Below are 20,377 nucleotides of genomic sequence, written 5' to 3'. Positions count from 1 at the left end.
GAATTGCAGGGTGCCTGTTTACCTTGACCATGCTGCAACCACGCCCCTGTCGGCCCAAGCGCTGGCCGTCATGACGCGCGAACTCGCGCGGACGGGGAACCCTTCGTCTCTGCACGGCGCAGGGCGCCGCGCGAGGCGGGCGGTAGAGGACGCACGGGAGACGCTCGCCGCGGCTGCCGGGGCACATCCATCTGAGGTTATTTTCACCTCAGGCGGGACGGAAGCGGACAACCTGGCAGTCAAGGGGCTGTATTGGGCCAGGCGGGACGAGAACCCGCGCCGCACGCGCATCCTCTGCTCCGCCGTCGAGCATCATGCGGTCATGGATACCGTGGAGTGGCTTGAAAAGCATGAAGGCGCGCATGTTGTATGGCTTCCCGTGGACGCTGACGGGAAGGTCCGGATGGACGTCATCACGCACGAAATCGAACGGGAGCCCGAATCGGTAGCCTTGATCACCGTCATGTGGGCCAACAATGAAGTAGGCACCATCCAGCCGGTTACGGAGATCGTGGAACTGGCGAAGCCGCATGGCATTCCGGTCCACTCCGACGCTGTCCAGGCGTTCGGTTCCGTTCCTGTGGATTTTCGTGGTTCCGGGCTCTCCGCAATGTCCGTCTCAGGGCACAAGCTTGGTGGTCCCGTAGGGGTTGGCGCCCTTTTCCTGGGGAGGGCTGTGAAGTTGACGCCGGTGCAGCACGGGGGTGGCCAAGAGCGCGATGTACGGTCCGGGACGTTGGACACTCCCGCAATTGCTGCCTTTGCCGCAGCCGCCGAGGCTGTGGCGGCAAACCTGGAGCGTGAACGTGAACGCCTCAGCTCGTTGCGGGACCGCCTCATCCGCGGGGTACTCGAATTGATTCCCGACGCGGTGCTGAGGGGTGCTCCCGGGGACGGTCGGCTGCCGGGAAACGCCCACTTCACCTTCCCTGGTTGTGAAGGCGACTCACTGCTCTTTCTCCTGGACCTTGCAGGTGTTGAATCTTCTACGGGTTCGGCGTGCACCGCTGGTGTGCCCAGGCCATCACACGTCCTCCTGGCCATGGGCTTGGACGAGGATACTGCCCGCGGCGCCCAGCGATTTACCCTGGGCCACAGTTCCACCGAGGCGGATGTGGACGAGCTCCTGAAGGCACTTCCCGAGGCATGCCTCAGGGCCAGGCAAGCAGGAATGGCTGGTCATGAATCCAGCATTCAGACAGCGGCGACGGTAGCCCGGCAAGCCTCGGCAGAAACTTTGTAGAGACTCCTGCTAGCCAGGCACCAGTTCGTCCAGCGGTACTCCGGGATCCGTCAGTTTCGCTACATCTACCGGGACGCGGTTCGAAATCAAGGCCTTGATGGGTTTCTGGACGCGGCTCTGGTTGACGCTCATTCCGGCCACTACATTGCCCTCCCTCAACCAGAAAGCAATGAAGCTGCCCTCATCCAACGAGCCGCGAATCACCGGTGGGATTCCGAATGTCAATGAGGGAAAGCCCGAATACTCCATGCTCAGGCTGAACTGGTCCGTATAGAAGTAGGGCACCACATCCAATCTGGCGTCCTGGCCCATCATGGACTTTGCCGCGACTTTGCCGCCGTTGAGTGCGTTGGCCCAATGCTCGCTGCGATGGTGCTCGCCGGTAAAGGGATGCAGTGCGTTGGCGACATCTCCGGCGGCCAGCACATCCGGAGCGCTGGACCACAGTCCGGCATCCACCAGTATTCCATTGCGTATTTCAAGCCCGGCGGCTTCGGCAAGTGCTGTGTCCGGTACGACGCCGACGGCAACGATGACGACGTCGGCAGGCAGCATTTCGCCGGTATTGGTGCGAACCGCCGTCGCCTTGCCGTCCTGTCCATCAATCCCGACGGCGCTTGCCGGGAGACGGAAACTGACGCCTTGGTCTTCATGGAGACGTTGGAAGTATAGGCCGAGTTCAGGGCCGATAGCGGCACTCAAAGGTATGTCTTCGAGCCCCAGCAGCGTGACGTCGTTGCCGTACGTGCGGGCTGCAGCGGCCAGTTCCATGCCGATCCATCCGGACCCGATCATGACCACCCTCCGTCCTCCGCCTTTCAAGAGGGACCGAAGTCGCAGGCTGTCATCCAGTGTCCGGAACATCATGACTCCGTCAAGGTCTACGCCGGGAAGCGGGATAGTACGAGGCCGGGCACCCGTAGCCAGAAGCAGTTTGGAGTAGCCGAGGCGTCGGCCGTCGGCCAGAGTTACCAGATGTCCATCAGGGTCGATCCGGCTGACGGGGCTGCCAAGAAGAAGTTCGACGTCGTTCTCCCCGTACCAGTCCCCGGGTACTACGAGGGCAGAATCTGCGTCAGCCTTACCCAGGAGGAATTCCTTGGACAGGGGTGGGCGTATGTAGGGTGTCCGGTGCTCGGCGCCCACCACAGTGACGTCCCCTCCGTAGCCCTCGGCCCGGAGGGTTTTGGCCGCAGTAGCCCCGGCGAGCCCGCCGCCCGCAATAACGATGTGTTCGTTTGCCATGTCAGCTCGATTCTAAAACCACTAGTTTTGACTTTAGAAGCAGGGGTGTGGCCAGTCAAGGGGTTTTAGGGCGGGCGTGGCACTACGGGCTAGAATGGATGGGCACGCCGACTCTTCCCAGCCGGATCAGTTGCTCCAAATCCCACAGACACAGAAAGCCAGCATGCGAGTACTTGCAGCAATGAGCGGCGGAGTAGACTCCGCCGTGGCCGCAGCCCGGGCCGTGGAGGCCGGACACGACGTCGTCGGAGTCCACCTTGCGTTGTCGCGCATGCCCGGCACCCTGCGCACAGGAAGCAGGGGCTGCTGCACCATCGAAGACTCGCGCGATGCTTGGCGTGCCTGCGACGTCCTGGGCATTCCCTACTACGTGTGGGACTTCTCGGAGCGTTTCAAGGAAGATGTGGTCCAGGACTTCATTGATGAGTACGCTGCGGGCAGGACGCCCAACCCTTGTATGCGGTGTAACGAGCGGATCAAGTTCGCCGCCCTTCTGGAAAAGGCCATTGCCCTGGGCTTCGACGCCGTGTGCACCGGTCACTATGCCAAAGTCATCGAAGACGCCGACGGCAACCGTGAACTTCACCGCGCCGCCGATTGGGCCAAGGACCAGAGCTACGTTCTCGGTGTGCTGACCCACGAGCAACTCAAGCACTCCATGTTCCCGCTGGCCGACACCCCTTCCAAGGCTGAGGTGCGTGCCGAGGCCGAGCGTCGCGGGTTGTCCGTGGCCAACAAGCCGGACAGCCACGACATTTGCTTTATTTCTGACGGTGACACCCGCGGATGGTTGGCCGAGAAGATTGACATGACAACCGGCGACATCGTTGACGAAACCGGTGTCAAGGTTGGCGAACATCCTGGTGCCAACGCGTTCACGGTGGGGCAGCGGCGCGGCCTGAAGCTGGGCACCCCCGCGGCAGACGGTAAGCCCCGGTTCGTCCTGGAGATCCGCCCCAAGGAAAACAAGGTGGTCGTGGGACCGGAAGCCCTGCTGGCGATCGACGAGATTCGCGGTATCAAGGTTTCCTGGGCCGGCGTGCCCATTTCCGAAGTCGCCACCGGCGCTGAGTTCGACTGCCACGCCCAGGTCCGGGCGCACGGCGATCCTGTTCCGGCAATCGCCCGTGTGGAATCCGTTGCTGACGAATCCGGAGTGGAGCGTGCCCAGATTGTTGTCACGCTGACGGATCCCTTGAGAGGCGTGGCCCCGGGCCAGACCGTTGTTCTCTACCAAGGCAGCCGCGTACTGGGGCAGGCAACCATTGACGCCGCCCGCTCACTCCAGCGGGAAGTCCTCTAGGAGCCGGCACCTTCCCGGCAAAACCTACTGGAAAGTAAATTTTGTGTCTCGAATCACAAAATGAAGGGTTCGCGGCCTTCGAAGTCTGATTGAATCGTGGAATCAAGAGTGCGCGCCGTCACAAATATCCCACGGCGGCGCGCCGAATCCATCGAACAGAAGGTTCACCAGATGGCACTGAACAAGAAGGCCCTGCACGGCGTTATCGCGCTGGCGGGCATTTCCGCGCTCGCCCTGACGGCATGCACGGGTCCCTCCGGCGGCGGTTCATCATCCGCCCCGGCCGCCGCAGGCCCCATCGCCTACGGCACTACTGACAAAGTCACGTCGCTGGATCCCGCCGGGTCCTATGACAACGGTTCGTTTATGGTGATGAACCAGGTCTACTCATTTCTCCTGAATTCGAAGCCCGGCGGTGCGGAGCCCGTTCCCGACCTCGCCGAATCGTCGTCGTTCACGGCGCCGTCGGAATACACCGTCAAGCTCAAGTCGGGGCTCAAGTGGGCCAACGGGCACACTCTGGATTCCAAGGACGTCAAACACTCCTTCGATCGGCAGGTGGCAATCAACGATCCCGCCGGACCTGCCTCGCTGCTGACCAACATCGAAAGCGTAAGTACGCCCGATGCCACCACCGTGGTATTCAAGTTGAAGAACGCCAACGACCAAACGTTCAGCCAGATCCTCAGCAGCCCTGCCGCGCCGATCGTGGACGATGAAGTCTTCCCGGCCGACAAGATTCTTTCGGACGACGAGATCATCAAAGCGAACGCGTTCTACGGCCAGTACACGATTGACAGCTACAAGAAGAACGAGCTGGTCAGCTTTAAGGCCCTCGCTGACTACCAAGGCGTTCTTGGCAAGCCCGCCAATGATGCTGCCACCATTAAGTATTACGCCAGCCCCACCAACCTGAAGCTGGAAATCCAGCAAGGTGCCATTGACGTTGCCTTCCGCAGCCTGAGCGCCACGGATATCGACGACCTGCGCAAGGACTCCAAGGTCAAGGTCCTCACCGGACCGGGTGGCGAGATCCGCTACATCACCTTCAACTTCGACACCATGCCGTACGGAACCAAGGCAGCCGGCGCAGACCCTGCGAAGGCACTCGCAGTTCGCCAGGCCGTGGCCAACCTCATTGACCGCCAGGCTATCGCTGACCAGGTATACAAGGGCACCTACCTGCCCCTGTACTCCAACGTTCCGAGCGGATTCCTCGGCGCCAACGAGTCGTTCAAGGACGCCTATGGCGATGCCGGAAAGCCAAGCCTGGACAAGGCAAAGAAGGTCCTGACGGATGCCGGCATCACGGAACCCGTCGCACTGAACCTGCAGTACAACCCGGATCACTACGGCGGATCCTCCGGCGATGAATACGCCATGGTCAAGGAGCAGCTGGAGAAGTCCGGTCTCTTCACCGTGAACCTGCAGTCCACAGAATGGGTCACTTACAGCAAGGCCAGCCGTGCCGACGAGTACCCGTTGTTCCAGTTTGGCTGGTTCCCGGACTTCAGCGATTCCGATAACTACCTGACGCCGTTCTTCCCGGAAGGCGGCTTCCTGAAGAACCATTACAACAATCCCGAGGTCAATGGGCTGATCGCCAAGCAGCTGACGGATGCGGACAAGACCAGCCGCGAGGCTGCCATCAAGGATGTCCAGAACGCCTTGGCCAAGGACATTTCCACCCTGCCCCTGCTCCAGGGCGCCCAGGTGGCGGTTGTCGGAAGCGGCGTGAATGGCGTCGAGAAGACACTGGACCCATCGTTCAAGTTCCGCCTCGGAGTAATTTCCAAGTAACCGCACCTTTGTGAGGAAAGGGAGGCGGGACACTGATCCGGTGTCCCGCCTCCTTTGCTGACCACCCAGGTGGCCGGCTCGCATGAGACAACCCCGCGCAATCCACGGGCATGAAATGCAGGTAACAATGACAACACTTATTGAGGTTCCCGAGGCTGAGCCCGGCATCGTTGCTCCCAAGAGCAAGTCCAAAGCCGGGGGAGGTCTGGGCAGATACATCGTGGTCAGGTTTTTCCTGATCATCCCCACCGTCTTCATATTGGTGACTCTCGTCTTCTTCCTGATGCGGGTCATTGGAGACCCCATCACGGCGTCGCAAGGCGGACGCCTGCCCCCGGACGTCCTGGCCCAGCGAATACAAGAGGCCGGCTACGATCGGCCCGTACTGGTCCAGTACTTCGAATACCTGGGCCAACTCATCACCGGCAATTTTGGCAGCACCATCACCGACCGGCGGCCAGTGGTGGAAGTACTCACCACTTTCGGTGCAGCCACACTCGAGCTGTCGATCAACGCACTGATCGTCGCGCTGGCAGTCGGCATCCCCTTCGGTCTCATTGCCGCACAGCACCGGGACAAGACTCCTGATGCGTTTCTGAGGTTCTTCGCCATCCTCTGCTACGCCACACCTGTTTTCTTCTCCGGGCTCCTCCTCAAACTGACGTTTTCCGTGTGGCTTGGATGGTTCCCCGTAGCTGGTCGAGCCTCTACGCGAACGGAACTGACCATGAGCGGCCTGGCTGCACCGTCAGGCATTTACTGGCTGGACGCATTGCGCAGCGGCAACTTCGCAGCCCTGGGGGACATCGTGGCCCACGCGGTGCTCCCCGCAGTAGCCCTCGGATTGTTGACCGCCGGCGTCTTCCTGCGACTGGTGCGCACCAACGTCATCGGCACGCTGGGAAAGGACTACGTTGAGGCCGGGCGTTCCCGCGGTGTCAGTGAGTTCCGCCTGGTGACCAAGCATGCCTACAAACCGGCACTGATTCCCATCATTACTGTCATGGGCCTGCAAATTGCCCTGATGCTGGGCGGCGCCATTCTGACCGAAACCACCTTTGAGTGGAAGGGCCTGGGCTATCAACTGGTGCAGTACCTGAACGCGCGCGACTTTGTGGCCGTCCAGGGAATCGTTGTATTGCTGGCCATCATTGTGGCCGTCACCAACTTCGTGGTGGATATTATTGCCGCACTCATCGACCCTCGAGTGAGGTACTGACCATGAGCACTTCCCCATTGACCCGACCCAAGCAGCCCTTGTTCTCAAGGCTTCCCGTGGTAAGCCACTTGAAGAAAAGCGTCGGACTTCAGCGAGGCATGCTCATTGTGGGCGTTGTCCTCAGTGGACTCTTCATCCTTACGAGCATCTTTGCACCTCTCCTTGCTCCCTATGGCTACTCCCAACTCAGCGACGCATCCGGTTCGTTTCCCACCCAGGAAGCTCCGAACTCCAAGCACCTGCTGGGAACAACTGTTGGCGGCTACGACGTCTTGTCACGGGTGGTTTGGGGTTCCCAAACAGCGGTGACAGTCATCGTTGTGTCAGTGGCGATGTCCTTGTTCCTCGGTGTCGCCCTTGGTCTGCTCAGTGGATATTTCGGAGGGTGGCTGGACAGGATTCTGGTGGTAGTGGCGGATGCCATCTATGCGTTTCCTACCCTGCTCCTGGCAATCGTAATTTCCATCGTGATCAGCCGGGGACAATCCAGTTTCTGGGGCGGCATCTTCTCTTGTGCTTTCTCCATCACGGTGGTCTTTGTCCCGCAGTACTTCCGGGTCATCCGGGCAGAGACCATTCGTCTTAAGGCCGAGCCGTTCGTCGAGTCGGCCAAAGTGCTCGGGGCTTCCAGCGTGCGCATCATTGGGAGGCACATTTTCAAGAACGCCACCCGGACCCTGCCGCTCATGTTCACCCTGAACGCTTCCGAGGCGATCCTGACGCTCGCCGGCCTGGGCTTCCTTGGCTTCGGCATCGAGCCCACATCAGCCGCTGAATGGGGGTTTGACCTCAACAAGGCACTGGCGGACACTTCGTCCAGTATTTGGTGGACGGGCGTCTTCCCCGGGATCGCGATCGTACTCACGGTCTTGGGGCTGACCCTCGTGGGCGAGAGCATCAACGACCTCAATGACCCCCGGATCCGTGGACGCAAACGCGCGGGCAGGACGCCAAACCCAACAACGGCAGGAACGCCTTCAAACCCGACAGAGGCAGGCAAGCCATGACCACCAACTTGGGAAATGAGTCAGATCACGTCAGCACCGAGCCGCCTGTACTAACCATCGATCGGCTCCAAGTCACCTTCGCCACTGATGGCGGGGACGTTCACGCTGTAAAGGACGTCAGCCTGGAAGTTGGAGCCGGTGAAGTAGTGGCCATCGTAGGGGAATCGGGTTCCGGCAAAACCGTCACAGCCAAAACCATCCTGGGCTTGCTTCCGGAAACTGCCATCAGCTCCGGTGCCGTGGTCATCAACGGCAACAACGTCATCAGCGTCAGCAAATCGACGCTTCGCAAAATCCGTGGCCGGGATGTTGCAATGGTGTTCCAAGAGCCTTCCACGGCCCTGAACCCGGTCTTCACCGTGGGCTGGCAGATTGCCGAAGGTATCCGGGCACACGCCACGGACGGCCGTCGCATCTCCGCCAAGGAAGCCAAGCACCGGGCAACCGAGGCGCTCCGCAAGGTGGGCATCCCGGATCCTGAGACGCGGGTCAACTACTACCCGCACCAGTTCTCAGGTGGTCAGAAGCAACGCGTGGTAATCGCTGCGGCCTTGGCCCTCAACCCGGGGCTGATCGTGGCGGATGAGCCCACCACCGCGCTGGATGTTACAGTCCAGGCTGAAATCCTGCAGCTCCTCCGCGACCTGAGGGACAACTATGGCACCTCAATCGTGCTCATCACGCACAACATGGGTGTAGTGGCAGATTTGGCCGACCGCGTTGTGGTCATGTACCAGGGCGACGTTGTGGAGGAGGCTCCTTCACGGGTCCTGTTTGCCGAACCCCGGCAGGAGTACACCAGGAAACTGCTGGCCGCAGTACCGCACCTCGGACGAAACTCGGCCTCCGAGGGTGCCCGTGGCCGGCTCCACCAGGGAGGCAAAATCCTGGTGGAAGCAAAGAACCTCACCATCGAATACCCCGGCCGTTTCGGCAGGCACGGGTTCAAGGCCGTGGACGACGTCAGCTTTACGGTCTCGGAGAATGAGGTTTTCGGACTGGTCGGTGAATCCGGTTCCGGAAAATCCACCATTGGACGGGCCATAGCAGGCCTGACCCGAACCACCGGAGGCAGCCTGAAGGTTCTTGGGTACGAGATGCTGGACTTCAAAGAGCGTACCTTCCGTCCGCTCCGCAAGGAGATCGGCTTCGTTTTCCAGGATCCGGCGGCGTCCTTCAACCCGCACCTCACCATCGGCGAGTGCGTCGCAGAACCGCTGCTTATCCACACCAAGCCCGGTGCCGCTGAGGCGAGGAAAAAGGTAGGTGAGCTGCTCGAATCAGTCCAGCTGCCGGCGTCGTACGCGGAGCGCTACCCGCACGAGCTGTCCGGTGGGCAGCGGCAGCGCGCATCCTTGGCGAGGTCGCTGGCACTCAACCCGCGCCTCCTGATCGCCGACGAACCCACCTCCGCCTTGGATGTCTCGGTGCAGGCCAAAGTGTTGGACCTGTTCAAGGACATACAGGAGCAGTACGGTTTCGCGGCTCTGTTCATCAGCCACGACCTCGCAGTAGTGGACATGTTGTCCCACTGGGTTGGCGTGCTGTACAAAGGCCAGTTGGTGGAGCAGGGGATCGGAAACCATGTGATGGGGTCACCGCAGCATGAGTACACCAAGAGGCTCATCGCCTCGCTGCCGGTGCCGGACCCCGACGAACAAGCACGACGGCGGGAAGCGCACCGCACTCTGCTGGGCGGCTAGATTGTTGCTTGGCGACTAGACCGTCCCTGGAGAATCCACCCAATGTAGAGAAGGTACGCCCCCCACTGTGGCGGGCGTACCTTCTCCGCGTTAAGGGATACGCCAATAGCTGAGGCCATGGTTGCTGTAATGTGCCTCCTGGCCCGCAGGTAACACCCGCGGCTGGACCGCCCCACACCATAGACTGGGGTGCATGACCGAGCAGAACAACGCCCTTCCTGATGACGCCGATTCCTTCAACCCGGCAGCGAGCTCCCTGGCCGGCCAAGTGGACCGTGCAGTCATGGACGAGCTGTTGTCCATCCGGTCCAGCATCGACAACATTGACGCAACACTTGTCTTCCTGCTCGCGGAACGCTTCAAGGCCACCCAAAAGGTAGGAATCCTAAAGGCCACCCACAAGCTTCCCGCCGGAGATCCGGGCCGCGAATCGGCCCAGATCGCCCGCTTGCGACGGCTGGCCGAGGATGCGCACCTTGATCCAGCCTTCGCAGAGAAATTCCTCAACTTCATCATCAGCGAAGTGATCCGCCATCACGAGGCAATCGCCGAGGATCACCAGATTTCCAGCCAGCAGGCCTGAGCCGTGGCGGAATTGGCTAATTTGCGCGCCAGCGCCACCGCACTGGGCCCGTGGCCCGGAAGCGACCCCGCGGAAGCAAACCGGATCATTCGGGGCGAATTGGGGGACCCCCACCTTCCTTTCCTGCCCGAGTTGCCTGATCGAGGGGTGGGCTCGGATGCTGTCGGAAGGACCGGCTCACTGTTGGTCGACCTGGCAATCGATGTCCAACCGCACGGCTGGCGCCTGGTGGACAAGCCCGGGAAGGATGCCCGGCGCGCCCGCTCTGCGCTCTCGACCGACCTCAACATATTGGCCGACATAGCTGGTGCCGAGGACGTCGCTGCAACGGAGTTCAAAATCCAGCTGTTGGGCCCCATGAGTCTTGCTGCCAATCTTTACCTGCACAACGGCGAACGGGCACTTCTGGATTATGGCGCCCGCAGGGATATTGCGGAATCTTTGGCCGCCGGCATCACAGAGCACCTCAGCCGCATCGCCTCGGCTGTCCCGGGTGCCCGGTTGGTGGTTCAAATTGACGAGCCGGACATCGCCTCCGTCACGGCCGGCACGATCCCGACGGCGAGTGGCTACCGAACATTGCGGTCCATATCCGGCGAGGAAGTGACAGGCGCGTGGCGAGTGGTGATCGACGCGCTCAAGAGTGCGGGAGTCGTCGAGGCCGTGGTCTCAGTACCGGAAATCGAAGCGCCCATCGAGCGAATCCTGGCAGCGGGAGCCGACGGCGTCGCGGTGCCCCTGAAAGCCCTGACGACACGCCAATGGGAGCAGCTGGCTGTAGCAGTGGAGGACGGAAAACGCCTGTGGGCGGGCGCACTGTCAACAGGCGAGCCACAGGCGCAACTGCCACGCACCGCCGAGGTTGTCGAAAGCATCGCGAAGCCGTGGCGGCAGCTCGGGCTTCCTGCCTCGGGCTTGGCGGGACTCCGGGTTACTCCCTCTACGGGGCTGGCAGACTTCAAGCCTTCAAGGGCCAAGGCTGTGCTATCTAAACTGACCCAAGTGGCAGACGGACTGGACCAGCTGGCTCAGGGCTAACTGCGAAGGCGTCAGATTCTCTCTTCCCAGCGGTCTGGTTCCGCATAGCGGGGGAGAGAGGTACCGGGGGCAGCTCCTGGCAGATATGGTGCCAAGCGGTAGTCGAAGCGTCCTGCGTATACAAGGACCAAGCCGATCTGGGGCTGGATGACTTTGACTTGGATGCGGTGCTTGCGCTCTGCGCTGTCCCACCACTGCTCCGCGTAGGCACGCGCATCAAGTGCGTTCGGTAATGGTACTCGCAAGGGGCCAAGGAATAGTCTGCTTGCTTTGGACACGCCACGAAGGCGGCCCTCAGCGGTAACGCTGACATCCAGGTCCGTGACAAGACGGCGATAACGCCCCACATGGTCCACCAAATGGGCATTTCGATGGTCGGAGCCAGTCAGGACCGCGCTCGTCGTATCGTGGAACAGCCGTGTACCCGAAGGGAAATAGATCTCCCGACGGGCCGTCAAGGCCGGTCGTCCGAAAGGATCCAGATGGGCGTGGTTTTCGATCCGGAACGGAATGCCCTCACCGTAATCAGGAAAGAAAGCCTCCTCGCTCCCCGTCAGGGCGAGCAGTGGCCGCAACCACTTTTGACGGCACCCGACAACGTCAAAGACTCCCTCTCCGATTCCATACAATCCGGAGCCGGCAGCCAACGAAAAATACTCCTGGAGCTCCGGGGTTAGCCGGCTGAACTCGTCGCCGAGTGCCAGCTGGTAGATGGGGGTATTCATTGCGGTCCTTCCTTGTACGTGGAACTCAATCTTGGAACTAGAGCCTCCCGGCTGCTTTGAGCCGTATGTAGGTGTCAGCGAGTAAGGGAGGAACATCGTGGGGCTCGGCGTCAACCACTTCGGCTCCGAGTTGCCGGAGTTGCGCCGTCACCGCGGAACGCTCCAACAATGCGCGCTCGGCGGCGGCTGCACGGAAAACCTGGCTGGCCGTCGTTCTTTCTTCTTTCATGGCAGACAGCAGGGGATCCCGGACCGAGGCCACCACCACAACGTGTTGGCGCGACAATTGCGCCACAGTGGGGAGGAGCCCCTCTTCGGGGGCGCCGCCGTCGAGCGCTGTCAAGAGGACCACCATGGATCGGTGCGCCGAAACTGCCCGTACCTGAGCCGGAACCTGCTGCCAATCGAGTTCGATCAGTTCAGCTTCCAAGGGGGCCATGGCTTGGACGAGTTGACCCAGCAGATTGCCTTTTGAGGCCGATTCAACGCGTGCGCGAATTCGCCGATCGTAAGCGAGGAAGTCCACGCGGTCGCCTCCGCGCTCGGCCAGCACCGCAAGCAGCAGCGCCGCCTCAATTCCGGTGTCGAGCCGGGGTTCATCCTCGATTCGGGCGGCTGCCGTGCGCGAAGTGTCAAGCACGATGACCACGCGCCGGTCGCGCTCCGGGCGCCACGTCCGTACCACCACTGAAGTCCGCCGCGCGGTGGCCCGCCAGTCGATGGACCGGACATCGTCACCGCGGACGTAGTCCCGCAGTGAGTCGAATTCGGTGCCGGCCCCACGGATCTGTACGGCGGCCCTGCCATCCAACTCCCTAAGCTTCCGGAGTTTGGAAGGGAGATGACGTTTTGAATGGAACGGGGGGAGGACCCGCAGTTGGCCAGGCAGGGTGCGGGTCCGCTGCCTTGCGGCCAAACCCATGGGGCCGAACGATCGGATGGTCACGTGGGGGCTTTTGAGGTCGCCGCGACGACGAGGAACCAGGGTCACGGTCATGCGGCGACGCTCTCCGGACGGGACTACCAAGGACTGTGCAGCGTTTACTGCGCCGGCGGAGGGCTGCCACGTGTCTCTTACCTCGGCACGCAGCTTGCGCCGCGTGCCATTGGTGACAGTGACAACGGAGTCCGTCTCGCCCTCAAGCGTCACGTTTCCAGGTTGCCTGCGTTCCAAGGCAAGCCTCGCGGGCGAGGCGGCCACGACAAGATCCGCAACCAGTAAGAGCAGCAGCCCCACGGCCACGAACAGGACGGTGCTCCACGCGGGAAAAACCACCAAGGGCACCAAACCCAGAAGGGCCAGCAACACGAAACGACCCGTAATGGCCACTCAAACCCCCTTGGCCAATGCCGGTCGGAAGATCACCGCGGCACCGGGACGGACGCCAGGATACTGCCCAGGACGTCGTCCACTTGGATGCCGTCCATTTGAGCCTCCGGACGCAGACCCACCCTGTGCCTCAGGCACGGCAACGACAAAGCCTTGACATCGTCCGGAGTCACGAAAGTCCTGCCGGACAACCATGCCCATGCCTTTGAAGTGTTGAGAAGGGCGGTGGCTCCCCGAGGAGAAACGCCGAGTTGGAAAGAAGGAGCAGACCGCGTTGCGCGCACCACGTCAACTATGTACGCGAGGATTTCCGGAGCCACGGCCACTTGCGCGACAGCCGCTTGGGCACTGGAAAGCTCGACGGCGCCCGCCACGGACCGTACGCCGGCTGCAGACAGGTTCCGGGGATCAAAGCCGTTGGCGTGGCGACGGATGACCTCGATCTCCTCTGCCCGTCCAGGCAGTGGCATGGTCAGCTTGAGGAGGAACCGATCCAGTTGTGCTTCCGGCAAGGGGTAGGTGCCTTCGTATTCCACCGGGTTCTGGGTTGCCGCCACAATGAACGGGCTTGGAAGCGGACGCGACACACCATCCACCGAAACCTGGCGTTCCTCCATTGCTTCCAGGAGCGAGGCCTGGGTCTTGGGCGGGGTCCGGTTGATCTCATCGGCCAGCATGATGTTGGTGAAAACCGGGCCCTCGCGGAAAGTGAACTCAGAGGTGTGCGAGTCATATACCAGTGAACCCGTGACGTCGCCGGGCATGAGGTCCGGAGTGAACTGGACGCGCTTTGTGTCCAGGCTCAGCGCGGTGGACAACGCCCTGACCAACAGGGTCTTGGCTACACCGGGTACACCTTCGAGGAGAACATGTCCGCCACAGAGCAGGGCGATCAGCATACCCGTTACGGTGGGGTCCTGACCGACCACGGCCTTGCCCACCTCTGCCCTGACATTCAGCAGTGACTGCCGGGCCGGATCCTCACCGGGGCGGCGCTGTCCGTTTTCTGCGGGTCCGGTTCCCCGAGGCGCACCCTGCCGGGTAGCACCCTGCGGGCTGGCGTCTTGCTGGGGTGCATCGGGCTGCAGAACATCCGGGTGAGGCGTCGCACCTCCCTCGGAGTGGCTGTTGCTGTCCGTATAGCTGTTTGGCTGGCTGCTCATCGAGCGGTCGCCTCCTGTTCGATTCGTTCGATTTGTTGTGCCCACTGCACCAGTTGTCCTTCGCTTTCCGGCATGAAGTCGATCAGGACAAATCGGACTTCCTGGATTGATTGCTCCGCATGGCGGGCTGTTGCGTCGACTATTGCTTCGGCGGTGGTGTCAGCGCCGAGGTTGAAGTGCCGGGCCAACCGTGAGAGGGTTCCTGCCCTCAAGTTGTTGGCTGCCCGCCCCACAGCCCGTGAATCCTGGTAAAGGCGTGCCCGGCCTTCTGCTGTTTCGACGGCCTTGACCACCACGGGCAGCGGCTCGAATACGAGAGGGCCCATGCGCCGGCCCCGCCAAGCGATGGCCAACAGGGCTACCAAGCCCAACCACGGTCCGGCGAAGGCCAGCCATCGCGGTGCCAGCTCGTTCAGTGTGGGGTTTGAATTGGAGGCGGAGATATCGCCGACGCCCGGGATGTACCACACGAGGTCCGCGTTGTTCCCCAAGGTACGCAGGGCAAGGGCAGCATTACCCTCCAAGGCGAGGTGTTGATTGTCCATGAGTTCCCTACTGCCCAGGACGATGACCCGCCCATCGGCTGATGCCGCATACAAGCCTGGTCCGTCCTCGCGGGTGGGATAACAAACCAAGGGCCCGGACAGGATAGATCCTTGTGCGGACACCCGGCCCGCCGCCCTGGCATCTTCCTGTTCACATCCGGGTTCGATCACCTGTGTTGCTTCTGGAACCACACCGCCGGGCCGGATCCCCTGGTTCAGGCCGTTGAGTGTCCTCAACCGTGGAGCAACTACCACAACGCGGTCTGCTGCGGCAGTGATCTCCTCCAGTTGGGACCGGTCAAGAAAGCCCTGCGCGTCAAAGAGGAGAACCGTGGCTTCGTCCTTGGCTGACAACGCATCCATAGTGTCTTCAAACGTGTCTGTCGGAGTGACGGAAACTCCGTGGCGTGCGAGGATTTCGGCTGCAGCCATGGCGCCGTCCGGCGCTGGATTCCGTGCGGAGAGCCGCCGGGAATCAGTTGCGCCGGAGACGCTGTTGATGGCCAGGAAAGTGACCAAGCCTGCAAGCAGGGTGCCGAGGGCAATCCATACCAGGTGTTTCCGGAACCAGGCCATGAAACGTTGACCCGCGGGAAGTCCTTCGGCAGCGGCATTGTCGGTACCCGGGGTGCTATCTTCCAAGATGGTGGTCATCGTGGTACCGCGAATCCGGCGTGGGCTTGTCCTGTGAAGTCGGGCTTCAGCTCAAGAAGATCAGCGTCCAGCTGGCGGACGGACTCATAGTCCGCCCGTGTTGCGGCTTGTTCGCCGTACCGCACGGCGTCGAAAACACCCGCAGCGGCGAGCAGCCTGACTTGGGCCGAACCAAAAACCTGGCCCAGTTGACCGGCTGCTTCGTCTGCCGTCCTGCCCGCTCGAGCATCAATGATGTCCCGTTCTTCGGCAGATCGGACAAGAGCGCGAAATTGATCGACGACGGCGGCCGGCCAGTTGCCACTGTCGGCTGCAGTCGCCGCCCTGCTTCGGTAGCCCCCGGCGTCGACGCTCTGGTCTTCTCCATAGAGATCTCCGGGTTCTTTCCGTCGTCGGGCGTTGAGTCTTGGCCGAACGACGACGACGGCAGCGATGATGAGTGCCAGCGCCAAAACCACAATCAACGGGACAGCAAGGTTGGGTCCGGTGCCAGGTCCATCACCTTCCAACGATGCCAGCCAGTCCAGGAAATCCCGCCACAACTGGTCCAGCCAGCCGGGCCTTGCATCCGGATATCGGGGATTCGATAGCTCCTCAGCAGCCCAACGCCGGGCTTCGTCACGGTCCGGTTCCACCGGTGGTTCCATCAATGCCAACGGTGCAATGTCAATGGCGGCGACCTTCATGCGGGAGGCCGCTGCCCGGGGGGAGCGGAAGGAAACTGCCCGCCATCAGGTGGCCAGGTGGTGTTTCGTGTCAACGTGGATGGCCCACCGGGAATACCGTCAGGATCGGAACCAGTTTCCATGAGCCGCATCAATTCAACATCCAGGCCATCGCGACGCATCCGAAGATCCATGTAGATCAAGCCCGACACGGACGCTTGAAAGGCGAATGTCACGGACCCCACCAACGCCCCAATCGCAGTGGAGATGACAGTGGTCAGAACCAACGTTGAGGTCATCGAGTCGGGATCAGGGTGGGGTGCAACTACTCCACCAATGGCTGCGGAGGCCAAGGACACAGGAATTTGGACGATCTGCGCGATGATTCCCACCATGATGGCTACCACCAGGGTGATGCCGAAGATCCGCCACCAATTGTTCTTCGTCAATCGCCAGGATCGGAGCAATCCTTGGAAAACGCCGGTCTTCTCCACCACGATGGCGGCGGGAGCCAGCATCAACTTCAGGCCGATCCAAACGAAGGCCACAAAGGAACCCAGGCCCAAGGGCAGGACGATAAGCAGGGCCGCGGGTCCCATCGCAGTGAATAACAAGATCGCTACCCCGATCACTGCGGCAGCTACGAGCAGGCCGCCCAGCGTCAGCAGCGCGGCAACGCCGAGGAGCGGCAGGATTCCCGGGCCCGCAAGCTTCCACATTTGCTTGAAGCCAGTCCGGCGGTTGAGAACCGAGCGGGAGACCGGGACAACCAGAACTCCTTGGAGGACAGAACCCAGGAAACCGATCAGCACGGAAACGCCCAGGGTGCCGGCCATGAAAGCGAGGAACGGGCCCATCGCATCGGCCAACTCTGCTTCTGAACTGACAGATTCAAGGGAAGTCGACAGCTGGAACATCCCAACGGTGACGATGCCGATGAAGACTGCTCCAATGGCTTGGACGATCAGGGCGGAACCAAACATCGAGGCAGCATTGCGGCGGATTGTTTGGAAGGAGCCATCCAGAATCTCGCCGAACTGCAGCGGACGCAGGGGAATGACTCCTGGCTTTGGGGGCGCGACGTAGAGGGGCTGCCCATACGGAGGCCCTGGGGGCCATCCCGGAGTAGCTTGGCTTGGATGGTTCTGCCCGCTGCTCTGCGGTGGCGCCCAGCCCGGAGGGCCTCCCCATTGTGGTTGGTTTCCCCACTGCGGTTGATTTCCCCATTGCGGCTGGTTTCCCCATGCGGGCTGACCGCCCGGCGGATTCTGGCCGTGCTCTGGTTGTGACACGATTCCCTCCCCATAAGATCCGGCCCGCCGACTCCCGACGTCCCCCACACGGACCTTCGCACCCAGCCTATAGTCCCGCCGTCGTCCCTCATAGCCTGTAGCCCATGCTGCCACCGGGGCGCACAACGGCAGGGTGCAGTACGGTGGAAATGCCTTAGGGGCGCCATGCCGTGCGCCGCGCCCAACGGGACAAAGACTTGGTGATAAGGGAATATATAACTATGAAGGCACGCATTCTGGTAGTTGACGACGACGAAGCACTCGCAGAGATGATTGGAATCGTTCTGCGCAACGATGGCTTCGAGCCGGTGTTCTGCGCGGACGGCGGCCAGGCTTTGGAGGTCTTCCGCTCCTCAAAGCCGGATCTGGTGCTGCTGGACCTGATGTTGCCGGGCTCGGATGGCATTGAGGTTTGCCGGCAGATCCGTGGCGAGTCGGATGTACCCATCGTCATGCTCACCGCCAAGTCCGATACTTCAGACGTTGTTCGCGGGCTTGAATCCGGCGCCGATGATTACGTGCCCAAGCCGTTCAAGCCTGCTGAACTTGTAGCACGCGTCCGGGCCCGGTTGCGGCCGGGTGACCAGAAGGCCCCCGAGACCTTGCGTATCGCAGACGTGACCATCGACGTCGCCGGTCATTTGGTGACCCGTGGCGGCGAGCGGATCTCCTTGACGCCCCTGGAGTTTGATCTCTTGGTAGCGCTGGCACGCAAGCCGTGGCAAGTATTCACCCGCGAATTGCTTCTCGAGCAGGTGTGGGGATACCGCCATGCGGCTGACACCCGGCTGGTCAATGTTCACGTCCAGCGTCTGCGCTCAAAGATTGAACGTGATCCGGAAGCGCCCGAGGTCGTTTTGACGGTGCGTGGTGTCGGATATAAAGCAGGTTCCTGAGTCCCCGGTCGGCAAGACCGGCGAGGCAGGCGGGGGCCCGGGCCCCAAAACTCCCGATCCGGCCGGTGTCCAGCAGGTGACCCCGGCTGAGTCTGAGACCCCGGAAACGTCCCCTGAGCAACCCGATACCTCCCCTGATCAGTCCGCTCGCGAGGCCAGGGACCTTTCCTGGGTCCTGTCCCGGGCGCGGATCTGGACACGGCGGGGATTGATCCTGGTCCTTCGGGTTTCGCGACTCGTCGCCATTGGCGTGCGGCAAATAAGACCAGGGCTGCGCTTCGTTTGGCGCTCCTTGTTGAGGCGATGGCGGCGGTCGTTGGAGTTCCGCACGGTCCTGACCACATTGCTGCTCGCTGTAACGTCGTTCGCCATTGTTGGCGCGTACTTGTCCAACCAAATCGCCAACAACCTCTTCCAGGAGAGGCTGGCACAGGCGGAATCCGAGTCGCGCTTCAACGTCAAGCAAGTCCAGGACACGTTCGACGGCGCCCAAGTTACCGACCAGTCAAGCGTCATCACCTTGGTTTATGACACCTTGACAGCCGTGGAAGGCCGGGGCTCGGTCATCCAGCGTAGGTATGTCTTCGAAGCTGCTCCGGAACAAACCAAACCACGTAACCGTTGGGTTGAATCGCGCGCTTCGGACCAGCTGACGGTTCGGGTCATTCCCCCCGAGCTGCGTAAGGCTGTTCAAAGCGGTGGCAAGCAGCAATTCTGGGCCTCCACGCAGTTCCCGGTGGGGAACGAGGACAGGCCCGGTATCGCCGTCGGAAACATGGTCACCTTCAACGGAACGGCTTACGAGCTATACCTGATCTACGACCTCAATACTGCCCAGCAAACACTGGACGAGATTCAGAACGTACTGTGGGCAGGCGGTGCGGCTCTCGTCCTCATGATCGGTGCCATTGCCTGGTACGTGACCCGTAACGTAGTCAGTCCGGTCAGCCATGCTGCCGTCGTATCGGAAAAGCTTGCTGCCGGCCAACTACAAGAACGAATGGTGGTTAAGGGAGAAGACGAAGTCGCGAGATTGGGCGCTTCCTTCAACCACATGGCCGCTAGCCTCCAGGAACAGATCACCCAGTTGGCCACGTTGTCGCAGATGCAACAGCGCTTTGTCTCTGATGTTTCCCACGAACTGCGTACCCCGCTCACCACGGTACGAATGGCGGCCGAAGTCCTGTTTGATGCGCGTGACGATTTCGATCCCATGAACAAGAGATCGGCGGAGTTGCTGTACCACCAGGTTGAGCGCTTTCAATCGTTGCTTTCGGACCTGCTGGAGATTTCACGATTCGACGCTGGCGCTGCCGTGCTGGATGCAGAACCGCAGGACATTTTCCAAGTCATCTCGCACGTTATGGAAGGTGCCGCACCGGTGGCCGCGGAGTACGGCTCGGAAGTCCGGCTGAACGCCCGGCAGAAGAGCATCATCGTGGAGATGGACTCCCGCAGGATCGACCGTATTCTCCGCAATTTGCTGCTCAATGCCCTCGAACACGGTGAAGGCAAGCCTGTCCATATATCTGTCGCTGCCAATCATGAAGCTGTAGCGGTGTCAGTAAGGGACCACGGCATCGGAATGACCCAGGCTGAGGCTGCCAGGGTCTTCGACCGCTTCTGGCGGGCAGATCCTGCCCGCGCCAGGACCACCGGAGGAAGTGGCTTGGGCCTTTCCATCGCAGCCGAGGACACCAAGCTTCATAACGGTTGGCTTCAGGCCTGGGGCCGAAAGGGTTCCGGTTCCAACTTCCGACTGACGCTTCCACTGCGGCAGGGAGGCACCATTGTGAAGTCTCCGCTTCAGCTGGAACCTGCGGACATAGGATTCCCCGGGGCGGCAAGCGAACGGCAAATGCTGGTACTGGGCCAGGATTCCGGCGAGACTCCGCAGCCGACTCCATCAGTCGGCGGGATTCCGGCGCCTGACGACGATGGAACGGGGGAGAAGTCGTGAGAACGT

Annotated in this window: 17 protein-coding genes; 10 read left to right on the top strand and 7 right to left on the bottom strand. The window is 61.5% G+C overall.

Annotated features, from left to right (window positions below; translation table 11 throughout):
* Positions 1-10 precede the first annotated feature (10 nt).
* Complete coding sequence (locus KCX59_RS14650) at positions 11-1,243, top strand: cysteine desulfurase family protein (protein ID WP_179017133.1); 1,233 nt, start codon at positions 11-13, stop codon at positions 1,241-1,243.
* Positions 1,244-1,252: 9 nt separating this feature from the next.
* On the opposite strand, the gene KCX59_RS14645 is transcribed toward KCX59_RS14650, so the two are convergent.
* Positions 1,253-2,488 (bottom strand): NAD(P)/FAD-dependent oxidoreductase, encoded by a 1,236-nt coding sequence (locus KCX59_RS14645; RefSeq protein WP_179017134.1) that lies wholly within the window; start codon positions 2,486-2,488, stop codon positions 1,253-1,255.
* Positions 2,489-2,669: 181 nt separating this feature from the next.
* Here KCX59_RS14645 and mnmA point away from each other — a divergent pair, with 181 nt between their 5' ends.
* The 7 genes from mnmA (at position 2,670) to KCX59_RS14610 (ending at position 11,141) form a co-directional block, all read left to right on the top strand.
* Complete coding sequence (mnmA, locus tag KCX59_RS14640; RefSeq protein ID WP_243836845.1) at positions 2,670-3,791, top strand: tRNA 2-thiouridine(34) synthase MnmA; 1,122 nt, start codon at positions 2,670-2,672, stop codon at positions 3,789-3,791.
* Positions 3,792-3,962: 171 nt separating this feature from the next.
* Complete coding sequence (locus tag KCX59_RS14635; RefSeq protein ID WP_179017256.1) at positions 3,963-5,591, top strand: ABC transporter substrate-binding protein; 1,629 nt, start codon at positions 3,963-3,965, stop codon at positions 5,589-5,591.
* A gap of 127 nt (positions 5,592-5,718) precedes the next feature.
* Positions 5,719-6,810, top strand: coding sequence for an ABC transporter permease (locus tag KCX59_RS14630; protein WP_091468608.1), 1,092 nt, complete (start codon positions 5,719-5,721; stop codon positions 6,808-6,810).
* Between the two features lie 2 nt (positions 6,811-6,812).
* Entirely contained in the window at positions 6,813-7,817 is a 1,005-nt protein-coding gene (locus KCX59_RS14625) for an ABC transporter permease (protein WP_179017135.1), read from the top strand.
* Positions 7,814-9,520, top strand: a complete 1,707-nt coding sequence (locus tag KCX59_RS14620; RefSeq protein WP_178996960.1) for a dipeptide ABC transporter ATP-binding protein — start codon at positions 7,814-7,816, stop codon at positions 9,518-9,520. The genes KCX59_RS14625 and KCX59_RS14620 overlap by 4 nt, the downstream gene beginning before the upstream one ends.
* Positions 9,521-9,713: 193 nt before the next feature.
* The gene (locus KCX59_RS14615) at positions 9,714-10,103 is read left to right on the top strand and encodes a chorismate mutase (RefSeq protein ID WP_054808477.1); all 390 of its coding nucleotides are present in this window, start codon (positions 9,714-9,716) and stop codon (positions 10,101-10,103) included.
* Positions 10,104-10,106: 3 nt separating this feature from the next.
* On the top strand, positions 10,107-11,141 hold the full coding sequence (locus KCX59_RS14610; protein ID WP_179017136.1) for a hypothetical protein: 1,035 nt from the start codon (positions 10,107-10,109) through the stop codon (positions 11,139-11,141).
* Positions 11,142-11,152: 11 nt separating this feature from the next.
* Here the strand turns inward: KCX59_RS14610 and KCX59_RS14605 are convergent, their stop codons facing one another.
* From KCX59_RS14605 to KCX59_RS14580, 6 genes are read right to left on the bottom strand one after another with little or no spacing between them, the layout of a single operon-like run.
* Positions 11,153-11,866 (bottom strand): DUF4166 domain-containing protein, encoded by a 714-nt coding sequence (locus KCX59_RS14605; protein ID WP_179017137.1) that lies wholly within the window; start codon positions 11,864-11,866, stop codon positions 11,153-11,155.
* A 37-nt stretch (positions 11,867-11,903) separates the two neighbouring features.
* Entirely contained in the window at positions 11,904-13,196 is a 1,293-nt protein-coding gene (locus KCX59_RS14600; protein ID WP_178996957.1) for a DUF58 domain-containing protein, read from the bottom strand.
* 32 nt (positions 13,197-13,228) lie between these two features.
* On the bottom strand, positions 13,229-14,359 hold the full coding sequence (locus KCX59_RS14595) for an AAA family ATPase (protein ID WP_179017138.1): 1,131 nt from the start codon (positions 14,357-14,359) through the stop codon (positions 13,229-13,231).
* Positions 14,356-15,558 (bottom strand): DUF4350 domain-containing protein, encoded by a 1,203-nt coding sequence (locus tag KCX59_RS14590; protein ID WP_179017139.1) that lies wholly within the window; start codon positions 15,556-15,558, stop codon positions 14,356-14,358. The genes KCX59_RS14595 and KCX59_RS14590 overlap by 4 nt, the downstream gene beginning before the upstream one ends.
* Positions 15,555-16,244 (bottom strand): DUF4129 domain-containing protein, encoded by a 690-nt coding sequence (locus KCX59_RS14585; RefSeq protein WP_178996954.1) that lies wholly within the window; start codon positions 16,242-16,244, stop codon positions 15,555-15,557. The genes KCX59_RS14590 and KCX59_RS14585 overlap by 4 nt, the downstream gene beginning before the upstream one ends.
* Positions 16,241-17,515, bottom strand: coding sequence for a hypothetical protein (locus KCX59_RS14580; protein WP_370629175.1), 1,275 nt, complete (start codon positions 17,513-17,515; stop codon positions 16,241-16,243). Before KCX59_RS14580 ends, KCX59_RS14585 begins: the two co-directional genes overlap by 4 nt.
* A 221-nt stretch (positions 17,516-17,736) precedes the next feature.
* On the opposite strand from KCX59_RS14580, the gene mtrA reads away from it, so the two are divergent.
* Entirely contained in the window at positions 17,737-18,411 is a 675-nt protein-coding gene (gene mtrA / locus KCX59_RS14575; RefSeq protein ID WP_014922244.1) for an MtrAB system response regulator MtrA, read from the top strand.
* Positions 18,383-20,371, top strand: coding sequence for an MtrAB system histidine kinase MtrB (gene mtrB / locus KCX59_RS14570; RefSeq protein WP_178996952.1), 1,989 nt, complete (start codon positions 18,383-18,385; stop codon positions 20,369-20,371). Before mtrA ends, mtrB begins: the two co-directional genes overlap by 29 nt.
* The last annotated feature ends 6 nt before the right edge of the window (positions 20,372-20,377 follow it).

Origin of the sequence: Paenarthrobacter nitroguajacolicus (genome assembly GCF_051027655.1) — a bacterium.
Classification (GTDB): Bacteria; Actinomycetota; Actinomycetes; order Actinomycetales; family Micrococcaceae; genus Arthrobacter; species Arthrobacter nitroguajacolicus.
Note: the sequence above shows the minus strand (reverse complement) of the source record. Positions and strands in the feature narration are given on the sequence as shown.